Consider the following 17,493-nt stretch of genomic DNA (forward strand, 5'->3'; position numbering starts at 1 on the left):
GAACGTAAATATCGTTTACGCACAAATTTTATGGTGACAATATATGGCAACTCGAACAATAATAATTTGTTAGGAACCAGTGTTAATGACATTATCTACGGCTACGACGGAAATGATACCCTTAATGGCGGAATAGGTGCCGATACTTTTTATGGTGGTAAAGGGGATGACACTTTTATCATCGATAATGTCGGTGACACAATTGTTGAACTTCCTGGCGAAGGAGTCGATACCGTACACGCTTTGATTAACTATACACTGGGAAATTATGTTAATCATTTAACCCTCATTGGCACTGCTGCAATTAATGGCACTGGAAATGAATATGATAATGTCGTGATCGGCAATAGCGGTAACAATATTGTTAATGGAGGCGCAGGTAATGATCGATTAACAGGAGGAATCGGTAGTGATAGTTTGATTGGCGGAGTTGGGATTGATCAGATTATAGAAACAGGAGATTTTAACTATACGCTGACTAATACCACTCTCTCCAAAACGACTAGCAATATTACCTCTACTGCCATTACCGCTAATGCAACCGCTTACACTTTTACGTCAAACACGGTTATGACGATCGCTGACTATTCTACGATTACCTCTAACTTAAGTGTTAGTGGTGTATCGGGGAATATTAGTGATGTCGATGTTCTCATTAACATCAATCACACTTGGAATAGCGATTTAAGAGTGTTTTTAATCAATCCTTTGGGTACCCAAATTGAGTTATTTACCGAAGTGGGTATCGGTGGACAAGGATTTCTCAATACACGTTTAGATGATGAAGCAAGTGCCTCCATCGCTAGTGGTAGTGGAACTTTTACGGGATCATTTCGCCCAAAAGGCAGTCTTTCTAATTTTGATGGCACGGATGCCAATGGTAGCTGGAAACTGAAAATTACTGACGGTGCCGAGGGAGATACAGGCACTCTCACCAGTTGGTCATTAATGATCAATGGTGGAACGACACCACCGCCACCGCCGCCGCCACCACCCGCATCTGAAGTTGATACCCTCAGTGAAATTGAACAGGCTAATTTAACGGGAGGAAACAGTAACAATCGGTTAGATGCAACTACTTTTAGTTTAGGTGCCGTCACCGTCAATGGCGGAAATGGTAATGATACTTTAATTGGAGGCAGAAGTAACGATTTTCTTTATGGGGGAATGGGTAACGACAGTTTAACGGGTGGAAGTGGTGCGGATCGTTTTATCTATAATGCCAAATTAGAAGGGATTAATCAGATTACCGATTTTGTTGTCGTTGATGATACGATCGCTGTTTCGGCTGCTGGTTTTGGGGGTGGACTCTCATCCAGTACATCTATTAGTACCTCTCAATGGAGAGTCGGAACAGCCGCTACAACCTCAAGTCATCGTTTTATCTATAACAACACTAACGGTAGTCTATTTTTTGATTCTGATGGTAATGGAGCAATTGCACCGATACAATTAGCTACATTAATTGGTAATCCTACCCTTACTCAAAGTGACATTCTAGTGATGGCTTAATGACACTTTTGGCTTTGATTCAAAGGTATAACTAAACATAGCAAGTTCTTTTCCTAGTTCCTGTTCAACAAATTTGCGGGCTTGTAAAGAATAATAATCCTGATAAGGTATCTTATCAGGTGTTTTGTTTGTGTGCGGAATTGGAATAAAATCATTAACTCCTATTTTTCTCAAAATTTGGTTAAAATCACCTTCAAGATCTTCATGATGGATAATCTCATCAACACCTTCAATATAAGGATAGGCAATATTCATTTTAAGAGCATCTTTAGTGAAATACAAAGAATTTCCTTTGAAGTATGATTTAAGTCCAGAATTAATCCTTTGATCAAAGCGTTGAGGTAAAACAATTTTACGCCATAACCATTGTTCAAACCCTTCTAGTCGAGCTAACTTGATTTCGCGTTGCATTGTTCTCAGGTATAATAAACGATTGAGTTGACCTGAGCGATTAGCTGGACTATTAGGATCTTGAAGTTGTTTAGATAAATTATCTTCCCACCAACGACCAACACATCTTTGATAGTCAGTCACAAAGCGATCAAAAGGATTTCTTACCGTCGCAAATTTTACATAAGAATCGAGTTCAGTTTTAGAGATTAAATTAAACCTCCTCAATTGACTAAGTGTATTATGCTTAACGGCTACTAATTTATAGTTACCTGCTAATAAAACATCAGATTTGGGAAGTTTTTCACCGCCAAACTTTTTGATTAAAACATCGCTAATAGATGAACATCCAGTACCAGGGACTTGAATAAATAGAAGTTTGTAGTCACGACAAATAATCGCCATATATCACCTATAGATGAGAATTAAATTAGATAGTCCAAGCCGATAAAAACACAAACACGCCAATAAATGTCATGAGTGCCACACCCGTTCTAAATAAAACTTTTTGCCAACGCTTCAGTAAAAAATAACCCATCATTGCAGCAATTCCCGCAATCATAAATCGATAAAATGGTGAGTTAGTTAAGCGAGCATAGGCATAAAAAGCAAGACTTTTAACTTGAGGTTCAGGAATTGTACAGATTTGCCAATTCAAACCGCCATCAGTTGATTTTAAAAGCTCAGTTCCAGAAAATCCGAAAAGAGTATGATCCTGTACATAAAACGGTGAAAATTGTATTGGCATCGTTGCTGATGGAAAATGGTGCATATGAGAAAATAGACGATTTTGATTGAGTAAATCTTTACCAATTTGAGTAAAGCTTTTCCCTCCATCAATCGTTTTAAAGATTCCATCACCTCTAATACTAATGATAAAAGTTTGGTCATTTTGATAATTAGGTGATAAAGCAACTGCTTCAACATAACCCTTTTGGTCTATTGTCGGAAGTGGTATTGCTTGCCATTTTTCTCCAGCATTGACAGTGCTAAAGAGTCCTTTTTTAGTTGCTACTAAAAGCGTTTGGTCGTTTTGATAATTAGGAGAAATAGCAAGCGCAATCCAATTATTTTGTTTTAAACTACGTTGATAAGCTGTAGGTTGCCAAGTATAGCCCCCATCAACCGTTTTATAGATGCCAAATGAACCATCTGAAACACTAGCATACAACGTTTTATCTACTGCAAAATTCGGTGAGATGACTAGATAATTTACTGAATGTTTCATATCACCTATCATTGAAAAACTGTCACCGCGCTCAGTTGAGCGATAAACTTCTCCATTCCAAGTGACTACATAAATAGTCTGATCGGATGTAAAATTTGGAGAAACAGCAAACATTGGCTTTTTAGCTTCAGACTGATTTAACCACCAATTTTTCTGAGTTAATTTTTGCCACCAAGATGAGTTAGATAGACTGATTTTATGCCAATTCTGTCCTCCATCCGTTGACTTGAGAAAGTGCGTCCATGATGCCGAAAAAAGTGTATGATCTTGAGCGTAATTTGGAGAAAAAACAATTCCAAATAATCGAGCTACATATTTACGGCTGCGAATTTCCTCTAATCCTTTATTAATCGCTGTCCATGTTTTACCTCCATTTTTACTTAGATAATTGCCGCCTAAATAGGTTGTCAGAGCAACAGTCTGATCGTTTTTGTAGTTTGATGATAACGCGATTCCTTGAATCAGAGAGGCTGATAAGGTATCCATTTCTCGCCAATCTTGTCCGCTATTAGTTGACTTAAATAAACCATTAAATCCTGCTAAAAAAATAGTCTGTCCCTGATGTTTTTTGTCTAATGGAATCATTAAGTTACTAAAAGACGGACGACGATAATCAGGTAAATCTGCTTGACTATTAGTCGTTAATCCTTGGCTTGTTTTTTGCCATGTTTTGCCATTATTATCCGATTGAAACACGCCTTCATGCCATGTCGAAGCTAAGAAGATAGAATCTTTTTGAGCATTATGTGAAAAAACAAGAGATGTAATCGATAAATCCTCTAATCCTTCATTAATAGGGGAAAAACTTTTACCACCATCATCACTTTTAAAAATGCCTCCCGTTTCAGTTCCGACTAATAGCGTATGATCTTTGAGGTAGTTTGGCGAAATGGCGATCGCTCTAATTGAACCACTATTTGAAATAGTCTGGAAAAGTTGCCATGTATCACCCCCATCATCGGATAAATAGATATTGCCTATCTGATCTCCAATCATTATTGGTTGTTTTTGTCCTGGAAGATAGCCAATAGCCGTAATTTTTTGCTCGCTCACTTGATGCCAGCTTGTACCGCTATTTTGAGTTTTATAAAGTCCTTGTTTTTCTCCTGCTGCAAAAACAATCTGATCAGAAATAGGCGAGACAGAAATCAGAGCAATATCTAAATTGCCTAACCCATTATTCACTTTTTTCCAAGAAACACCCCCATTAAGAGATTGATAAATTCCATCACCTAATGAGGAAACAAATAACGTTTTCTTGGTTTGAGCCGACATCGCCAAAGAATACAAACGAGATTTTTGATCTAACCCGTTAATACTTCGTTGCCAACTCAAACCCCCATCTACAGATTTTAGTAAATTACCTCTGACGATAATAAATAGTGTGTGATCTTGTTGGTAAGTTGGTGAGACTTCCACATCAAAAATATCATCATGTGGAGAATGAGCTAACACTGGAGTAACTTGTATACCAAAAATAATAATCAGGAATAGTAATAAACCAAAAATCCCTTTGAGAAGATGGTTATTCATCTAGATTACCTTTTCCAGAAAAAATTATGATCGATTTGTTGAGTTTTGATTAGATATTCCAGTTGCTTCAACCGCGTAAATCCTCGAAACATAAAGGTTTCTTCAGACAAATCAATCAGTTTAAATAAATCAAACAGTTGTTGTGCGCCGCGTTGTGCGTTCCAATCACACTTAAAACCAGGTAAATTATGGTTAATTTTCTCAAAAGAGACGCGATAACTACGGTTATCTGAACCATTATCACCAAAACTTAATTGACAGCCTTCAAAAATATTAGCGATCGCTTGAGCAATTTCTTTGACTTGATAATTATGAGTCGTATCGCCCACATTAAACACTTGATTGTGAATCAGATCCCGTGGTGCTTCTAGAGTACAAATAATGGCTTTGCAGATATCTAAACCATGTACTAACGGTCGCCAGGGAGTACCATCACTACTCATTTTAATTTCTTTAGTTGTCCAAGCTAGACCCGCCAAGTTATTTAAAACAATATCAAAACGCATCCTTGGAGACGCACCATAAGCGGTCGCATTTCGCATAAAAGTCGGCGAGAAACCATCATCGGCTAAAGGTTTGACATCCTGCTCAACAAGGGTTTTACAAATGGCGTAGGCGGTTTGAGGGTTAACAGGAGACTCTTCAGTAACATAGTCTGCTGTAGCAACACCATAAACACTACAAGAAGACATATAGACAAAGCGACGAACTCCAGCCGCTTTAGCCAGTTTAGCCAGATGCACTGATCCTTTATGATTGATTTCATAAGTGACATGAGGGGCTAATTGTCCTGCGGGGTCATTGGAGAGTTCAGCCATATGTACCACTGCATCAATACCTTTAAAGTCTTCTATCGTCAGATGGCGAAGATCTTTATTTAAGGTTTTGGGTGTGGCTGAATTGGTGTTATAGAGCCAACCAACTTTATAAAACCCAGTATCAACGCCGATAACTTCGTGTCCGTACTGCATTAACAAGGGTGCCAAAAGTGAACCGAGATAGCCTTCGGTTCCAGTAATTAATACTTTCATGAGTTTTTAATTTCTTAATAGAGAATGGGGTGAATTAAGTTCTGCTTGTTCAGCAATTTGTGTAACCACTGCCTTACCAATTTCAAGAGAAGATGTCGCAGCCGGGGAGGGAGCATTGCAAACATGGATCGAGGCGTTACATTTCACAATTAAAAAATCGTCTACCAGTTTGCCGTCATTCATCACCGCTTGAGCGCGTACTCCTGCATGGGTGGGAATGAGATCACTAGATTGGACTTCGGGAATCAATCGCTGTAAACTACGGACAAAAGCAGCTTTACTCCAAGAACGAATCATTTCTTCAATTCCTTGATCTTTATGTTTAGCGGCTAATTTCCAGAACCCAGGATAGGACATGATTTCAGTAAAATCACGTAGGTCAAAATCGGTTTTGTGATAACCTTCTCGTTTGAAGCTAAGAACCGCATTCGGCCCAGCGTGAACACTTCCGTCGATCATGCGTGTGAAATGTACACCCAAGAACGGAAAATCAGGGTTAGGAACGGGATAAATCAGTGTTTTGACCAAATAACGTTTGTCGGGTTTGAGTTCGTAGTATTCTCCTCGAAAGGGCAGGATTTTCGCTTGGGGGTTCGCTTGTCCTAACCGCGCCATGCGATCGCTATGCAGTCCCGCACAATTGATCACAAAGCGAGTTTCAAAATCACCGTTTGTTGTTTTGAGAATTTGACCATTACCAAAGGTCAGAATTTCATTAACTTTGGTATTGAGAAACAAATCACCTCCTTGGAGTCTGATTAAATCAGCGTATTTTTGACAAACTTGCTGATAATTAACGATTCCCGTACTATAAACTCTAATTCCTTCTAAAGACTGGACATGAGGTTCAATCTCTCGAACTTCCTCTGCACTAATTTTAGTAACCTTTAAGCCATTCTCTAAACCACGACGGTAAAGATTTTCCAACAGAGGTCTTTCTTTTTCTTCTGTTGCTACGATGACTTTGCCGCAGATGTCGTAAGGAATATCATGTTGTTGACAAAATGCCACCATTGATCGGTTGCCTTCACGACACAAACTGGCTTTTAAACTCCTTGGTTTATAATAAATGCCCGAATGAATGACACCGCTATTGTGACCCGTTTGATGAAAAGCCCATTGGTTCTCTTTTTCTAGAACAACAATACGGGCTTTGGGATAGCGTTGTATTAAAGCCATACCCGTAGCAAGGCCAACAATTCCACCGCCAATAATTGCAAAATCATACATAATGTTATTTGTTGAATAATAAATTTTTACCAAACTTTCCAAGGAGCTTGTCCACTTTTCCAGAGTTCTTCTAAATAATTTTTATCTCGTAAAGTGTCCATCGGCTGCCAAAAACCATCATGTTTATAAGCCGATAATTGTTCCAAGTGGGCTAATTTTTGTAAGGGTTCTTGTTCCCAAATCGTTGAGTCATCCTCAATAAAATCAATGACATCAGGTTCTAAGACAAAATACCCACCATTAATCCAAGCACCATCGCCATCAGGTTTTTCTTGAAATTGAGTAATTTTGGTCTGTTCTTGACCTAAACAAATTGCTCCAAAACGACCAGGAGGCTTAGCTGCAGTAAGAGTTGCCAGAGTTTTTTGTTCTTTGTGAAAAGCCAACAAATTTGTAATATTGACATCACTAACTCCATCACCATAAGTAAAGCAAAAGGTTTGGGAGCCTAGATGTTCTTTAACTCGTTTTAGTCGTCCACCTGTGAGAGTTGCTTCACCCGTATCGACTAAAGTAACGCGCCAAGGTTCAGCATATCCGAAATGGACATTCATCTGATTAAAACGCATATCAAAGGTGACATCAGACATATGTAAGAAATAGTTAGCGAAGTATTCTTTAATCACATAACCTTTATAGCCACAGCAAATAATAAAATCATTGATGCCGTGTGCTGCATATGTTTTCATGATATGCCATAAAATCGGCTTACCACCAATTTCGACCATCGGCTTCGGTTTGATGCTGGTTTCTTCACTCAAACGTGTTCCTAAACCGCCAGCTAGAATGACAGCTTTCATAAGTATTATTTCCTGTTTAAAACAAATTTGAATTTTTTAGGAGATAGAAAATCTAATTGACTTTACTTGATACCAAACACAGTAAAAGTCTTTTATTTAGACGTTTCGGGTATAAATCATAGTCAAGCAGTAAAGGGTATCAAAGAAACTTTTCGTACATTTACTTAACTCTTAATTGGAGTTAAAAAAGCCTGAACGTTTTTGTTGTTATTAATGCTAGAATACCTGCGAATTTGATAATTTTCATTGATTTTTGATTGAATGTCCTCTGGTAATAAATTTGAATTAACATTAAGTTGAATTAGAGAAAATGAATGATTTTCTATATTTTTAATCAGTTCATTTTTATCAATTAAACTTTTTTTTGTTTTAAGTTTTTGCCCAAGGTTAAATACATCGACTGTAAAAGATTTGTTAGCCCAATAACATAAAGCAAGATTTTCACATATTATAGGCTCATCAAAAGATTTAACAAAGTTAATATCTTCAAGAGCCATTGTTTTTCGATTATTTAACTCTTGAATTGTTAACATAAGCCCACCTGTTTTTTCGGGAATTGTAATTAAAACAGATAAAAATAGAATTAACATTGCAGTAATTTGTATCCAAGATAGTCTATTAAGTCCGTACGGTTTATAGTCTCGAATACTAACTAGATTATGAATCGCAATTCCAGACATAATACATAACCCAATAATTGTATCAAATATTGCATTAAAACTGACACCTTCTCCTCCAGAAATAAAAATTCCAAAAATAGTAGAAATTAAAATATAAAGACTAAGCAAATGAATTGTTTTGTTAGAATAATCTAGCATTATAGCAATAATTGCTATTCCAAAAAATAATAACAAAGGCGTTATGAAATATTCAATGCTTTTAATAGCACTAAAGATTGAATAAACCCTAGCAGTAGAGAAGAAATTTTCATAAAAAGAAAATCCATATATAAAATAGCAAGTTAAACCTAAAGTTATTAATAAAATTCCCAACACTATGATTGAAAAGTAATAACTTTTTCGTTTATATATAAACAACCAAATTATGATCGATAGAGGAAGTGAAATTAAATTTTGTTTAATACAAACTCCAATACTTAACAGCAGTAAACTTAGTAATAATAACTTATTCTTATTATTATCAATAAACACAATAAATGTGTATAGCCCACTAATTTGAATTGCATGACCTAGAATTTGTGGATCATTCATTGCAATATAAGTGTAATAATGACCTGTGATATATCCAATAAAAAGTAATCCAGAATAAAGGGATAAATATTTAGATTTGCTTAGATAATAAATGCTCAGACCAATAAAGAATGAAACTAATATTAAACTAACAAAAGAAATAATTCGCCCCGCTATGATGTTGTCACCAATCAATTGACCTAACGCGCCTACTATATAAAATGATAAAGGTGGATAATTATTGGAAATATACGATTCAATTTTAGGATATAAAGCAATCCCATGAAAAGCATGAAAAGTTTGATAAGCATTCCAACCTTCATTATAGTTTTTAAAAATTTTATAGGGGATTTCGATAACTGGCCTAAATACTAACAAAAATATTGACAGCAATAATATTGTATTTAGCGTATATATTCCATATTTTTCAATTTTTTTTTCTAGAAAAATCTGCATAGTAATTAATTTCCAATAAAAAAAGATTAGTTAGCTTTTTTCCCTTTGAAACATTTGCAAAATCAGAAACTGCATTAAGATTTCGTTATTTTCTCAAATCTTTATTTTTCCTTGTAGGAACTGGATACTTAAGTTTTAGGCAGGCTGCTGAGTTTTATTATCTCGTAGATAAATCCATAACTTGATGATTGGCCAAGTTATCGCTTTGCATAAATCTTTAAGTAACCCTAGCCAATTCCAAGAAATCCATTGCAACATCTGTACATAACATAAAAATTTCTCAAGTAAGGAAATGGGTGCTGATTGAATAGCTCTGAGATATTCTAAAAACCATTTCCATTTTGTTAAATAAAGTTGATCTTTTTTCGCTGGATCATACCAGGCAATTCGTTCTCGATAAGTTGGATATGCTCTAATTGAATTACTAGGATGATCTCTTTTAAAAAAGAGAGTTTTTGGAATTTCAGAAAATTCACCATACAGAACCAATTCACCTAATAAAACTAAATCTGAAGATGGATAACTTCCAACGATTGGTGTTTTTTTCAGAATATTAGTTCTGATTAATCCATGAAATGGATTACATAAATTTCCATAACGGACTAACTGATGATATCGTCTAAATCGTTGATGAGCTTTTGTTGAACGAAGATCAAATCATCGGAGCATTGTTCTACTGGATTATTCCATTGATTAATAATCGTCGTCTGTGGATAACACAAAACAATTGATAGATTTTGTTCGAGTACCTCAACACATTTCTCTAAAAGTTCGGGAGCGCAAAGATCATCATGATGCGCCCATTTAAAGTAATTTCCTTTTGCTAATTTAACAACTCGACTTTGATTCCACGCCGCACCCATATTACACTCGTTTCGATAATAACGAATGCGTTGATCTTGAGTCGCGTAGAAATAACAAATTTCTTGAGTTTGGTCGGTTGAAGCATTATCAGAAATGATTAATTCAAAATCTTGGAATGTCTGATTTAAAATTGAATTAATCGCATCTTTTAGAAAAACTTCACCATTATAGACGGGCATTCCAATACTAACTTTAGGAGTTGAATTCATATAAATTAATCATTATTCTAAAAGAATTTGTTGCAAGGATATTGTCGCCATTAAACCCGTTAAAATTAAAGAACCCAAATAGCTTTTTTTAGAGTATTGCATCTGACGAGAGGCTAAAAAAGCTAAGGTAATAAGGATTAATGGTTCATAGTAACGTTGATAGGTTCTCATGCTAGAGGTGCCGACAATCGTCCAAGCAATCATACTAAAAAGAATTAAAAGATCGTTACTATTTTTATTAAATGTAGTCACTTTATACCATAAACTCATTAATACAGTACCCAAAGGACTAAGGAATAAAAATAGAATAGAACGATCTTGAACCGTTGGTAAACTTTTAACAAGAATCCATAACCAGCCACCATAACGTCCAGCAGCTTTGTCATAGTTGGAAGGAAAGAGTATAGCAAGACTCAAGCCGATAATAAGGCTAATAATTAGCATTCCATACAGTTCTGATGCTTTAATTTCCTTTAGTTCTCTAACTAAATAACCGGTATAAAATAAGCTAAAAATAGCAAACAGAGAACTCACAAAAGGTAAAACTGTCCAATTAATTTGTTTCGATTTGCTGATATGTTCACTCACAAATTCTGGAGGTAAAAGTCCATGCCATAAAGCTAGGAAATAACCAAGAACTAAACAGGCAGGTAATAAAGCTAATAAATAAAGCCAACCATTAAACTGTTTTGTAGAACTTTTCAGAAGACGAAGTAAAGTAGGAACAATTAGCCAGATATGAGTTTGTCGATAAAAAACTGCTAGAGAGGCAAAAATACCTGCTAAAGAAAGCGTCCAATGATCACGATTAAGTGAGATAGGTAAAATGAGGAGTAATAACGTTAGAGTCACCCAAAGCAGAGACGCATTATCAGTCATCACCCAAATTGAACTACCTAGAAACTGATAGGAAAAAAGAAACGGTAAAACTAAATAAGTTGAATTGGCAATATTATTATTACCGCCTAAATAGATCAGCCACCATACACTTAATAGTAATCCTAGACCAAATAAAGCATTGACTAACCGCACTGGGAAAGCATTGGCATCCGCTTGACCATGATTAAACGTTTTTGCTACCCAAGATAAAGCCAAATGATATCCTGGTGTCGTTGCTGTTTTGGATGGATAAAGCTTACCGAAATCCATCGAATCTTTGACAAAAATTTCAACTTGTGGTAGATGATAATAATTTTGATCAATTGCCTGAAAACTATTGCTTTTATCATAAATAATTCCAGGAATCACAATCGCAATAAAAATCAGGGCAATGATTAAATTAGCTAAAATAATTTTTGAGAATTTGGAAGTCGTAATCAGCATTTTTTTAGGCTTAATAAAGACTGATGTAAAATAAACTTTAAAGCAAAATCTTAGGTAGACCTGCTACCCATTGCCCTTGAGCGAAACGAATGGTAAAACCAAGTAGTAAAACAGTGAAAAAACTCATTATCAGATATCCCAAACGAGGATGACAACTTAACAGTAAACCCAATGCGATCGATAGAGAAATAATGGTGTAGGCAAATCGATTAGCCGAACCACTAGCCCCAGAAGCTAAAAGAATCCCAAATGCACAAAAACCGTAGGTTCTCACCACTAGACTTAGTTGAGCGCGTAGTCTCCAAAGCAGATAAAATCCACCAAAAACCATGACATTTTTAGTCATACTGCTGAATGCTTTACTAAAACCATTAACAAAGGTCAAATCCACGAATTTACTTAACCAACTGCCCCACGCGAGTCCACCACCTGATGACCATGCTTTTTGTGCTTGAACAAAGACAAAGGGTTCACCAAACCAAATCCAGCAATAACTAATAAAAAACAGTAATCCTACGGTTGTGGCCAACCCAACAACGTAAGCAATAGGGGGGCGACGTTCTTTCCAAGCGACAATCAGAAAAGTCGGTACCAATGCACAACCCGTTGCGCGAGTTGCTGTAGCCATTGCACCCCATAAAGTAGCCCAAGCATAATGATGTTCCTCAAATGCTCGTAAGGCTAATATAGTAAGGAGCAAAAACAGCCCTTCAGTATAAATAACCGTTCCAAACAAGGAAAATGGACATAATGTTAAAACAGCCGTTGCCCATTTTGCCGTATTAGTACCATGTAGTTTTTTGACCCATGAGTACAGCAGTAGTAACGCTCCTAGAAAGGATAAGTTATTAACCAGTATTCCTGCTACTTCAAAAGACAAACCGAGGGACATGAGCAAACGAGTTGCCAAAGGAAATAGGGGAAAGAAAGCAATAGAATGTTGCTGTCCATCATTAGCATAGCTATAGCCGATGGTTGCAATTTTTCGGTACCAGTTGCCATCCCAGTTCGCAAAATTCGCCCATCCTGAGTGGGAGATCCCAAACCCAATGAATAGCATCGCAATGACAATTAATAAGCGGCTGAGTAGCCAAATGGTCATGACAAAGATAAATTCATTTTTTAGAGTCTGTGCATTTTGGTCAATTTCTAGATTAATTTTTTTTAGTAAATTTTTTTGAGCCATAACATCAAATCACTATGGAACTAAAGCTAAATCTAGACTGTGACGCATTTTCACAACACGGGCGGGAACTCCTACGGCGATCGCGTTTTCTGGAATCGAATGGGTTACTACAGAACCCGCACCAATGACGGCTCCTTTGCCAATGTGGACTCCATCTAGAACAATTACGCCATATCCAAGCCAGACATCATCCTCAATGGTGATGCCTCCTTTGGTTATCAAAGGTTGCTCTTTAATCAATTTGTCGGGTGCAATGCCATGATTGTAGGAATAGAAAGCGCAATTGGAGCCAATTTGAACCGAACAACCAATCTGAATCGGAGCTTTATAGGCACTAAACTGACATCGAGGTTGAATGTGACTATCTGCGCCGATGGTTAGGCTGCCTTCTTCTCCTGTTTGAATGCAAAGATCACCATAGAGATGAACACGATCATTGAGTTTAACTTTTCCTCCTTTTTTATCCTGATAAATTAGGACGCGATCGCCAATAAAAATATGATTTCCAAGTTGCAAATCACGATGATAAATAGTGGCATTCGGAGCAATATAACCTCGCCGATGATAACTGGCTAGACGACGACGTTCATAATAAGGAGGAGCGCACCAAGTCGCTAAAAAGGTGGACACTCTACCTAAAAAACTTTGTCCCGAAAAACGCATCCAAAACCACATCCAAGATCTAGTCAAAATTCCTTGAATTCCCCAAAAATGCCATTTTGACTGTTTATTAATAAGTAATTCCATAGCTCTTATCTAGTTGTTTTGCTATAAATAGAAGCATCTAAGCTTTGATAATGATTAATTAAATGTTCAACTAACAAAGGTGCTTCAAATAAGCGACCAAAATAAGGTAATGGTCGTTGCCTAATCAATCTAACTAGCTGATGATATTCCGTACAATAATGAATTCCAAATTGTTCAACTTGGCGTGCGAATATTAACTGATGGTCATCAATATGCTCACCATAACGTTTTAATCGAGGAAGTAAGATAAAACTTGCTCCGAGTTCGGCAAGATTTCGCGTAGAACCTTGACCCGCATGAGATACAACTAATGAAGATTTTTTAATATAATCTTGCATTTCATAGCGAGTCAGTGATTTATGTAGTGTCACTAAAGGATGATTTAAGTTATTAACAGGTGTTGTGCCATGTTGAAAGACTACGGGTTCATTGATCAATTTCGATTCTAATAAACTATTTAACCAATCAACAGAGCGATGAAAGGGAAAATTAATGGTACCTAGTGTAAAAACAATCATAATCTTTAGCTCCTAAGTTTTTGGGCTAATTCTTTAATCGTATTGTGATAAAATTCATCGCTTATTTCAGGATGTATTTGATTTACAAATTTAGATTGCTGAACATAATCATGTTTTTTTGTTAACTTTTCAATTAGCCAAATCACAAAATCATAGATAACGGCAAAAGTTAATAAAAAACATGATAGAATAAACAGCAATAAATAAAAAGATCCTACATATAAGAACTTTCGGATAATCAGTTTCATTGATTGACCCTAACTTGTGAGGTTTGTGCTAAAAATTTAAACAACAATCCCGTGATATTGAACTTTTGGATAATGAGTTAAACAATTTGGCCATTGTACATATAGCTCATCAACGATGTTATAGATTAATTTTCCGCTTAAACTTAAGGATTCTGAGCGAGTAATGCTTTCAACATAAACTGTTTTTATTCGCAAAATTTTAGCAGCAAAGATAAAAGGAACTGCTAAACTCGCTCCAGTAGAAATTACTATATTAGGGCGATATTTTACCAAAATAATTATGGCTTTTATAAAATTAATCATAGCTCTTATAACCATTCTGGCTTCTTGCATCGTGACCCAATGAACAATTTCTTGACCTCTAAGCATTTCAGTATCAAATTTTGGATAAGTTACCCATGCTCGTTCATGTTTAGACCAAAATTTCTTTAAACCTAGCATAGTTGAAAAATGACCGCCTGGGTTACAAACAAGTAGTAATCTCATTTAGATTTCCTCATCGTAAAAAAATCTTATTTTAGGGAGAAACGTCATTAAAAGAGGCATTTTTATTACCAAGTTTGAGAGCATCAGTATATAGAATACGCTCACCATTACCAGGTTCACCATTGTATGCACCAATTTTCCAATCTCCCAAACTTCCTACATTGGGTGGCAGTAATCTTACTCTCTCATCAATGTAAAGTTGACCATTTTTCCAAAGTTTAAATCGCGCTTGCTTTGGATCACTTGAAAGGTTAAGATACATAACGAAATCTTGCCATTGCTCAGGTTTTGCAGGCATAGTAAACACCTTTTTCTCGAAGATAAGTCGTCCCTCTGGATCTGTCTTGATATAATCATAAAGATCATATTGAAGGTTAGTTCCATCAACACTTGGCAAAAGTGCATTAATGGGTGAGCCTATTTTTGGGGTAATTGAACCATCAGACTTTTTAATCAAATTATTACAATTAGTTCCCTTAACATTTTGCCAGCAAGTATTATTAAATCCCATTTGTTGAGTGATAGTATAAGATTGCTTGCCTGGTTTATTATAGTTTTTGGGTAAATACATACTCCAGCCAATCCAATATTCTTCATCCACTTTTAAGGTTCCATGTTTAATTACTAATTCGCTACGTTCATCACAGTTAAGGATATGATGTTTAACAGCTTTACCACTTCTTCCTCCTGGAGCATCTACAATTTGAAATAAGCTATTGTCAATGTATAAGGAATTTTGGCTACAAGTTTTATCTTGATATTGTCGGATGATACCTTGATAATTCCCTTGGTCAAAATTATATTCTTTAATAAGATTAGCTGATTTCATTTTGCTACCTAGTAAACTCAAAAGAAATAGACAACCAAAACTTAACCAAAAAGTACTTTTCATTTCTAATAACTAACGACGCTGGCTAAAGCGATATAGAGTAATATATTGATAGCTGACTTGTTTATTTAAAACATATAAATCACTCATAGCTTGTTGAAGCTTTTCTTTGGGGTTAGCTCCTAAAGTATGTTCTCGATTAATGACAAGAAAAACAGCAGGTGAATTATTTGTAATCTTTTGAATCAATTCTGCAAAATTTTCTTGTTCTAACTGTTTGAGATATTGCCATCCGTCTATTGTCTGCATATCTCCATAATGCTTAAGTAGGATAGTATTACCCTGCAAAATAATTGATTTAGCATCAGGTTCTCGATTTTTAATTAAATAATATGCCACTCCTCGATAATCATCTCTCCAATAAGCTTGATTAAAATAATGATGGGAAATGGAATATAGATTTAAAATAATTAAACATATTACTGCTAATTTACTGTATTTACGCCAGCCGTTCGTCAAAGTTGAAGGTAACAAAATTACTAAAGGAATACACAGATAAAAAGAATGACGTGGCAGCCAATTTAATTGTGTTTTTAGCGTAAAAATTAAAGCAATAGCAAAAGAAATAATAAAGGTAAAGGTAAATAAGAGATTGAATTTATGATAATGTTGAAACTTTTGACCAAAGTAAGTTTTTAAAAGAATATTTAATAAACTTACAAAAACAATCAAAATAATGCTAAATAATAACGTTAACTGTGGTAAATAATTAAGAATAACTGCTAATTTATTGTCTCCTCTTAATTGAGTAAGTGGTGGGCCATAAGTTGTACCTACTAAAATGCCATAGATCACAAAAAAGATATTTTGTATAATCGGTAGATTAGTTCTAGTGACTGTTGTTATTGTTGGATTACTGACCGCAGGAGATGAAAGATAAAACCAAAGAATCGGACTCGAAAAAATTAGGGGCAGTAGCCATATTCTTACCCATTGTTTGAAGTTTTTATAAACAAGTAAATGAGCTAAACAAAGAGCAATACTAAAAAAACTAAATAGAAGACTACCGAAACAGCCAAGAGCCGTAAAAATTGCTATCAGGAATTGATGAATTAACTTTGGTTGTTTTTGACTAATTAAGCGACTAAAAAAGTAAACTTGAGTAACGGTCAGAAAGATTAATAAAGAATAGGGTCTAGCCTCTTGACTATAATAAATCGAAAAAGAACTACAAGCTAAAAGTAAGGACGACCAAATGGCGTGTTTTTTTCCATAAAGTTTTAAGGTCGCAAAATACAAGATGATAACCGAACCGACTCCTAAGATAGCAGAAAATGACCGTAGTGCAAATTCAGTTTTCCCAAAAGCAGACCGCCAATAAAATAGTAATAAATAGTAAAGAGGTTGATACTTATCACCCGCTTCACGACCTAAGATCTTTAATAATGCTTCTTGAATTGTTTGGCTATCTGCATAATATAGACTCATTCCTTCGTCATACCAAAGACTTTGATGACCAATGATAAAAAATCTCAAAAGTAAACTAATGCTAATAATTAACATTAGAGGTAGATAATTTTTAAGATATTTTATTCTTGCTTCGGTCAATCGTTCAACGTTATTGATAGAAGCCATAAAAATGAAATAAAAACAATAGAATAATGGTAGGGTTTTGAAAACTCAACCCTTACCATTAGGGAACAATTACTAAAA

At 35.6% G+C, this 17,493-nt stretch carries 16 protein-coding genes; 1 reads left to right on the forward strand and 15 read right to left on the reverse strand.

All coding sequences use genetic code 11. The features are described from left to right. Positions 1-30: 30 nt before the first annotated feature. Complete coding sequence (locus CFPU101_RS25980) at positions 31-1,512, forward strand: proprotein convertase P-domain-containing protein (protein WP_206815416.1); 1,482 nt, start codon at positions 31-33, stop codon at positions 1,510-1,512. On the opposite strand, the gene CFPU101_RS11115 is transcribed toward CFPU101_RS25980, so the two are convergent. From CFPU101_RS11115 to CFPU101_RS11185, 15 genes are all read right to left on the reverse strand, one after another. Next, on the reverse strand, positions 1,498-2,307 hold the full coding sequence (locus CFPU101_RS11115) for a sulfotransferase family 2 domain-containing protein (protein ID WP_206815417.1): 810 nt from the start codon (positions 2,305-2,307) through the stop codon (positions 1,498-1,500). The genes CFPU101_RS25980 and CFPU101_RS11115 overlap by 15 nt on opposite strands. 25 nt (positions 2,308-2,332) lie before the next feature. Beyond that, positions 2,333-4,663 (reverse strand): sialidase, encoded by a 2,331-nt coding sequence (locus tag CFPU101_RS11120; protein WP_206815418.1) that lies wholly within the window; start codon positions 4,661-4,663, stop codon positions 2,333-2,335. 5 nt (positions 4,664-4,668) lie between these two features. Further along, complete coding sequence (locus CFPU101_RS11125) at positions 4,669-5,694, reverse strand: NAD(P)-dependent oxidoreductase (protein ID WP_206815419.1); 1,026 nt, start codon at positions 5,692-5,694, stop codon at positions 4,669-4,671. A gap of 6 nt (positions 5,695-5,700) precedes the next feature. Further along, positions 5,701-6,924, reverse strand: coding sequence for an L-2-hydroxyglutarate oxidase (gene lhgO / locus CFPU101_RS11130; protein WP_206815420.1), 1,224 nt, complete (start codon positions 6,922-6,924; stop codon positions 5,701-5,703). A 26-nt stretch (positions 6,925-6,950) separates the two neighbouring features. After that, a complete protein-coding gene (rfbF, locus tag CFPU101_RS11135) occupies positions 6,951-7,724 on the reverse strand; it encodes a glucose-1-phosphate cytidylyltransferase (protein WP_206815421.1) in 774 nt (257 codons plus the stop codon). 164 nt (positions 7,725-7,888) lie between these two features. Beyond that, positions 7,889-9,370, reverse strand: coding sequence for a glycosyltransferase family 39 protein (locus CFPU101_RS11140; RefSeq protein ID WP_206815422.1), 1,482 nt, complete (start codon positions 9,368-9,370; stop codon positions 7,889-7,891). A 135-nt stretch (positions 9,371-9,505) separates the two neighbouring features. Next, complete coding sequence (locus CFPU101_RS11145; RefSeq protein ID WP_206815423.1) at positions 9,506-9,859, reverse strand: hypothetical protein; 354 nt, start codon at positions 9,857-9,859, stop codon at positions 9,506-9,508. A gap of 113 nt (positions 9,860-9,972) precedes the next feature. After that, positions 9,973-10,443: a glycosyltransferase family 2 protein gene (locus CFPU101_RS11150; protein ID WP_206815424.1), complete on the reverse strand. Its 471-nt coding sequence runs from the start codon at positions 10,441-10,443 to the stop codon at positions 9,973-9,975. Between the two features lie 12 nt (positions 10,444-10,455). Further along, a complete protein-coding gene (locus CFPU101_RS11155; RefSeq protein ID WP_206815425.1) occupies positions 10,456-11,766 on the reverse strand; it encodes a hypothetical protein in 1,311 nt (436 codons plus the stop codon). Between the two features lie 37 nt (positions 11,767-11,803). Next, positions 11,804-12,952 carry a mannosyltransferase family protein gene (locus CFPU101_RS11160; protein ID WP_206815426.1) on the reverse strand — a complete coding sequence of 383 codons (1,149 nt, stop codon included), beginning with the start codon at positions 12,950-12,952 and terminating at the stop codon, positions 11,804-11,806. 12 nt (positions 12,953-12,964) lie between these two features. Next, entirely contained in the window at positions 12,965-13,699 is a 735-nt protein-coding gene (locus CFPU101_RS11165; RefSeq protein ID WP_242577875.1) for a DapH/DapD/GlmU-related protein, read from the reverse strand. Between the two features lie 5 nt (positions 13,700-13,704). Then, entirely contained in the window at positions 13,705-14,217 is a 513-nt protein-coding gene (locus CFPU101_RS11170) for a glycosyltransferase (protein WP_206815427.1), read from the reverse strand. Between the two features lie 284 nt (positions 14,218-14,501). Further along, the gene (gene pssD, locus CFPU101_RS11175) at positions 14,502-14,951 is read right to left on the reverse strand and encodes a PssD/Cps14F family polysaccharide biosynthesis glycosyltransferase (RefSeq protein ID WP_206815428.1); all 450 of its coding nucleotides are present in this window, start codon (positions 14,949-14,951) and stop codon (positions 14,502-14,504) included. A 31-nt stretch (positions 14,952-14,982) separates the two neighbouring features. Continuing rightward, positions 14,983-15,843: a heparin lyase I family protein gene (locus CFPU101_RS11180; protein WP_206815429.1), complete on the reverse strand. Its 861-nt coding sequence runs from the start codon at positions 15,841-15,843 to the stop codon at positions 14,983-14,985. 9 nt (positions 15,844-15,852) lie between these two features. Then, entirely contained in the window at positions 15,853-17,415 is a 1,563-nt protein-coding gene (locus CFPU101_RS11185; protein WP_206815430.1) for a glycosyltransferase family 39 protein, read from the reverse strand. Between the last annotated feature and the right edge of the window lie 78 nt (positions 17,416-17,493).

Source organism: Chroococcus sp. FPU101 (genome assembly GCF_017312365.1).
Taxonomy (GTDB): domain Bacteria; phylum Cyanobacteriota; class Cyanobacteriia; order Cyanobacteriales; family Microcystaceae; genus Chroococcus.

Excerpts from the sequence above, each read along its gene's own strand:
- CFPU101_RS25980 (WP_206815416.1), top strand. The coding sequence starts at position 31 with ATGGTGACAATATATGGCAACTCGAACAATAATAATTTGTTAGGAACC.
- CFPU101_RS11115 (WP_206815417.1), bottom strand. The coding sequence starts at position 2,307 with ATGGCGATTATTTGTCGTGACTACAAACTTCTATTTATTCAAGTCCCT.
- CFPU101_RS11120 (WP_206815418.1), bottom strand. The coding sequence starts at position 4,663 with ATGAATAACCATCTTCTCAAAGGGATTTTTGGTTTATTACTATTCCTG.
- CFPU101_RS11125 (WP_206815419.1), bottom strand. The coding sequence starts at position 5,694 with ATGAAAGTATTAATTACTGGAACCGAAGGCTATCTCGGTTCACTTTTG.
- lhgO (WP_206815420.1), bottom strand. The coding sequence starts at position 6,924 with ATGTATGATTTTGCAATTATTGGCGGTGGAATTGTTGGCCTTGCTACG.
- rfbF (WP_206815421.1), bottom strand. The coding sequence starts at position 7,724 with ATGAAAGCTGTCATTCTAGCTGGCGGTTTAGGAACACGTTTGAGTGAA.
- CFPU101_RS11140 (WP_206815422.1), bottom strand. The coding sequence starts at position 9,370 with ATGCAGATTTTTCTAGAAAAAAAAATTGAAAAATATGGAATATATACG.
- CFPU101_RS11150 (WP_206815424.1), bottom strand. The coding sequence starts at position 10,443 with ATGAATTCAACTCCTAAAGTTAGTATTGGAATGCCCGTCTATAATGGT.
- CFPU101_RS11155 (WP_206815425.1), bottom strand. The coding sequence starts at position 11,766 with ATGCTGATTACGACTTCCAAATTCTCAAAAATTATTTTAGCTAATTTA.
- CFPU101_RS11160 (WP_206815426.1), bottom strand. The coding sequence starts at position 12,952 with ATGGCTCAAAAAAATTTACTAAAAAAAATTAATCTAGAAATTGACCAA.
- CFPU101_RS11165 (WP_242577875.1), bottom strand. The coding sequence starts at position 13,699 with ATGGAATTACTTATTAATAAACAGTCAAAATGGCATTTTTGGGGAATT.
- CFPU101_RS11170 (WP_206815427.1), bottom strand. The coding sequence starts at position 14,217 with ATGATTGTTTTTACACTAGGTACCATTAATTTTCCCTTTCATCGCTCT.
- pssD (WP_206815428.1), bottom strand. The coding sequence starts at position 14,951 with ATGAGATTACTACTTGTTTGTAACCCAGGCGGTCATTTTTCAACTATG.
- CFPU101_RS11180 (WP_206815429.1), bottom strand. The coding sequence starts at position 15,843 with ATGAAAAGTACTTTTTGGTTAAGTTTTGGTTGTCTATTTCTTTTGAGT.
- CFPU101_RS11185 (WP_206815430.1), bottom strand. The coding sequence starts at position 17,415 with ATGGCTTCTATCAATAACGTTGAACGATTGACCGAAGCAAGAATAAAA.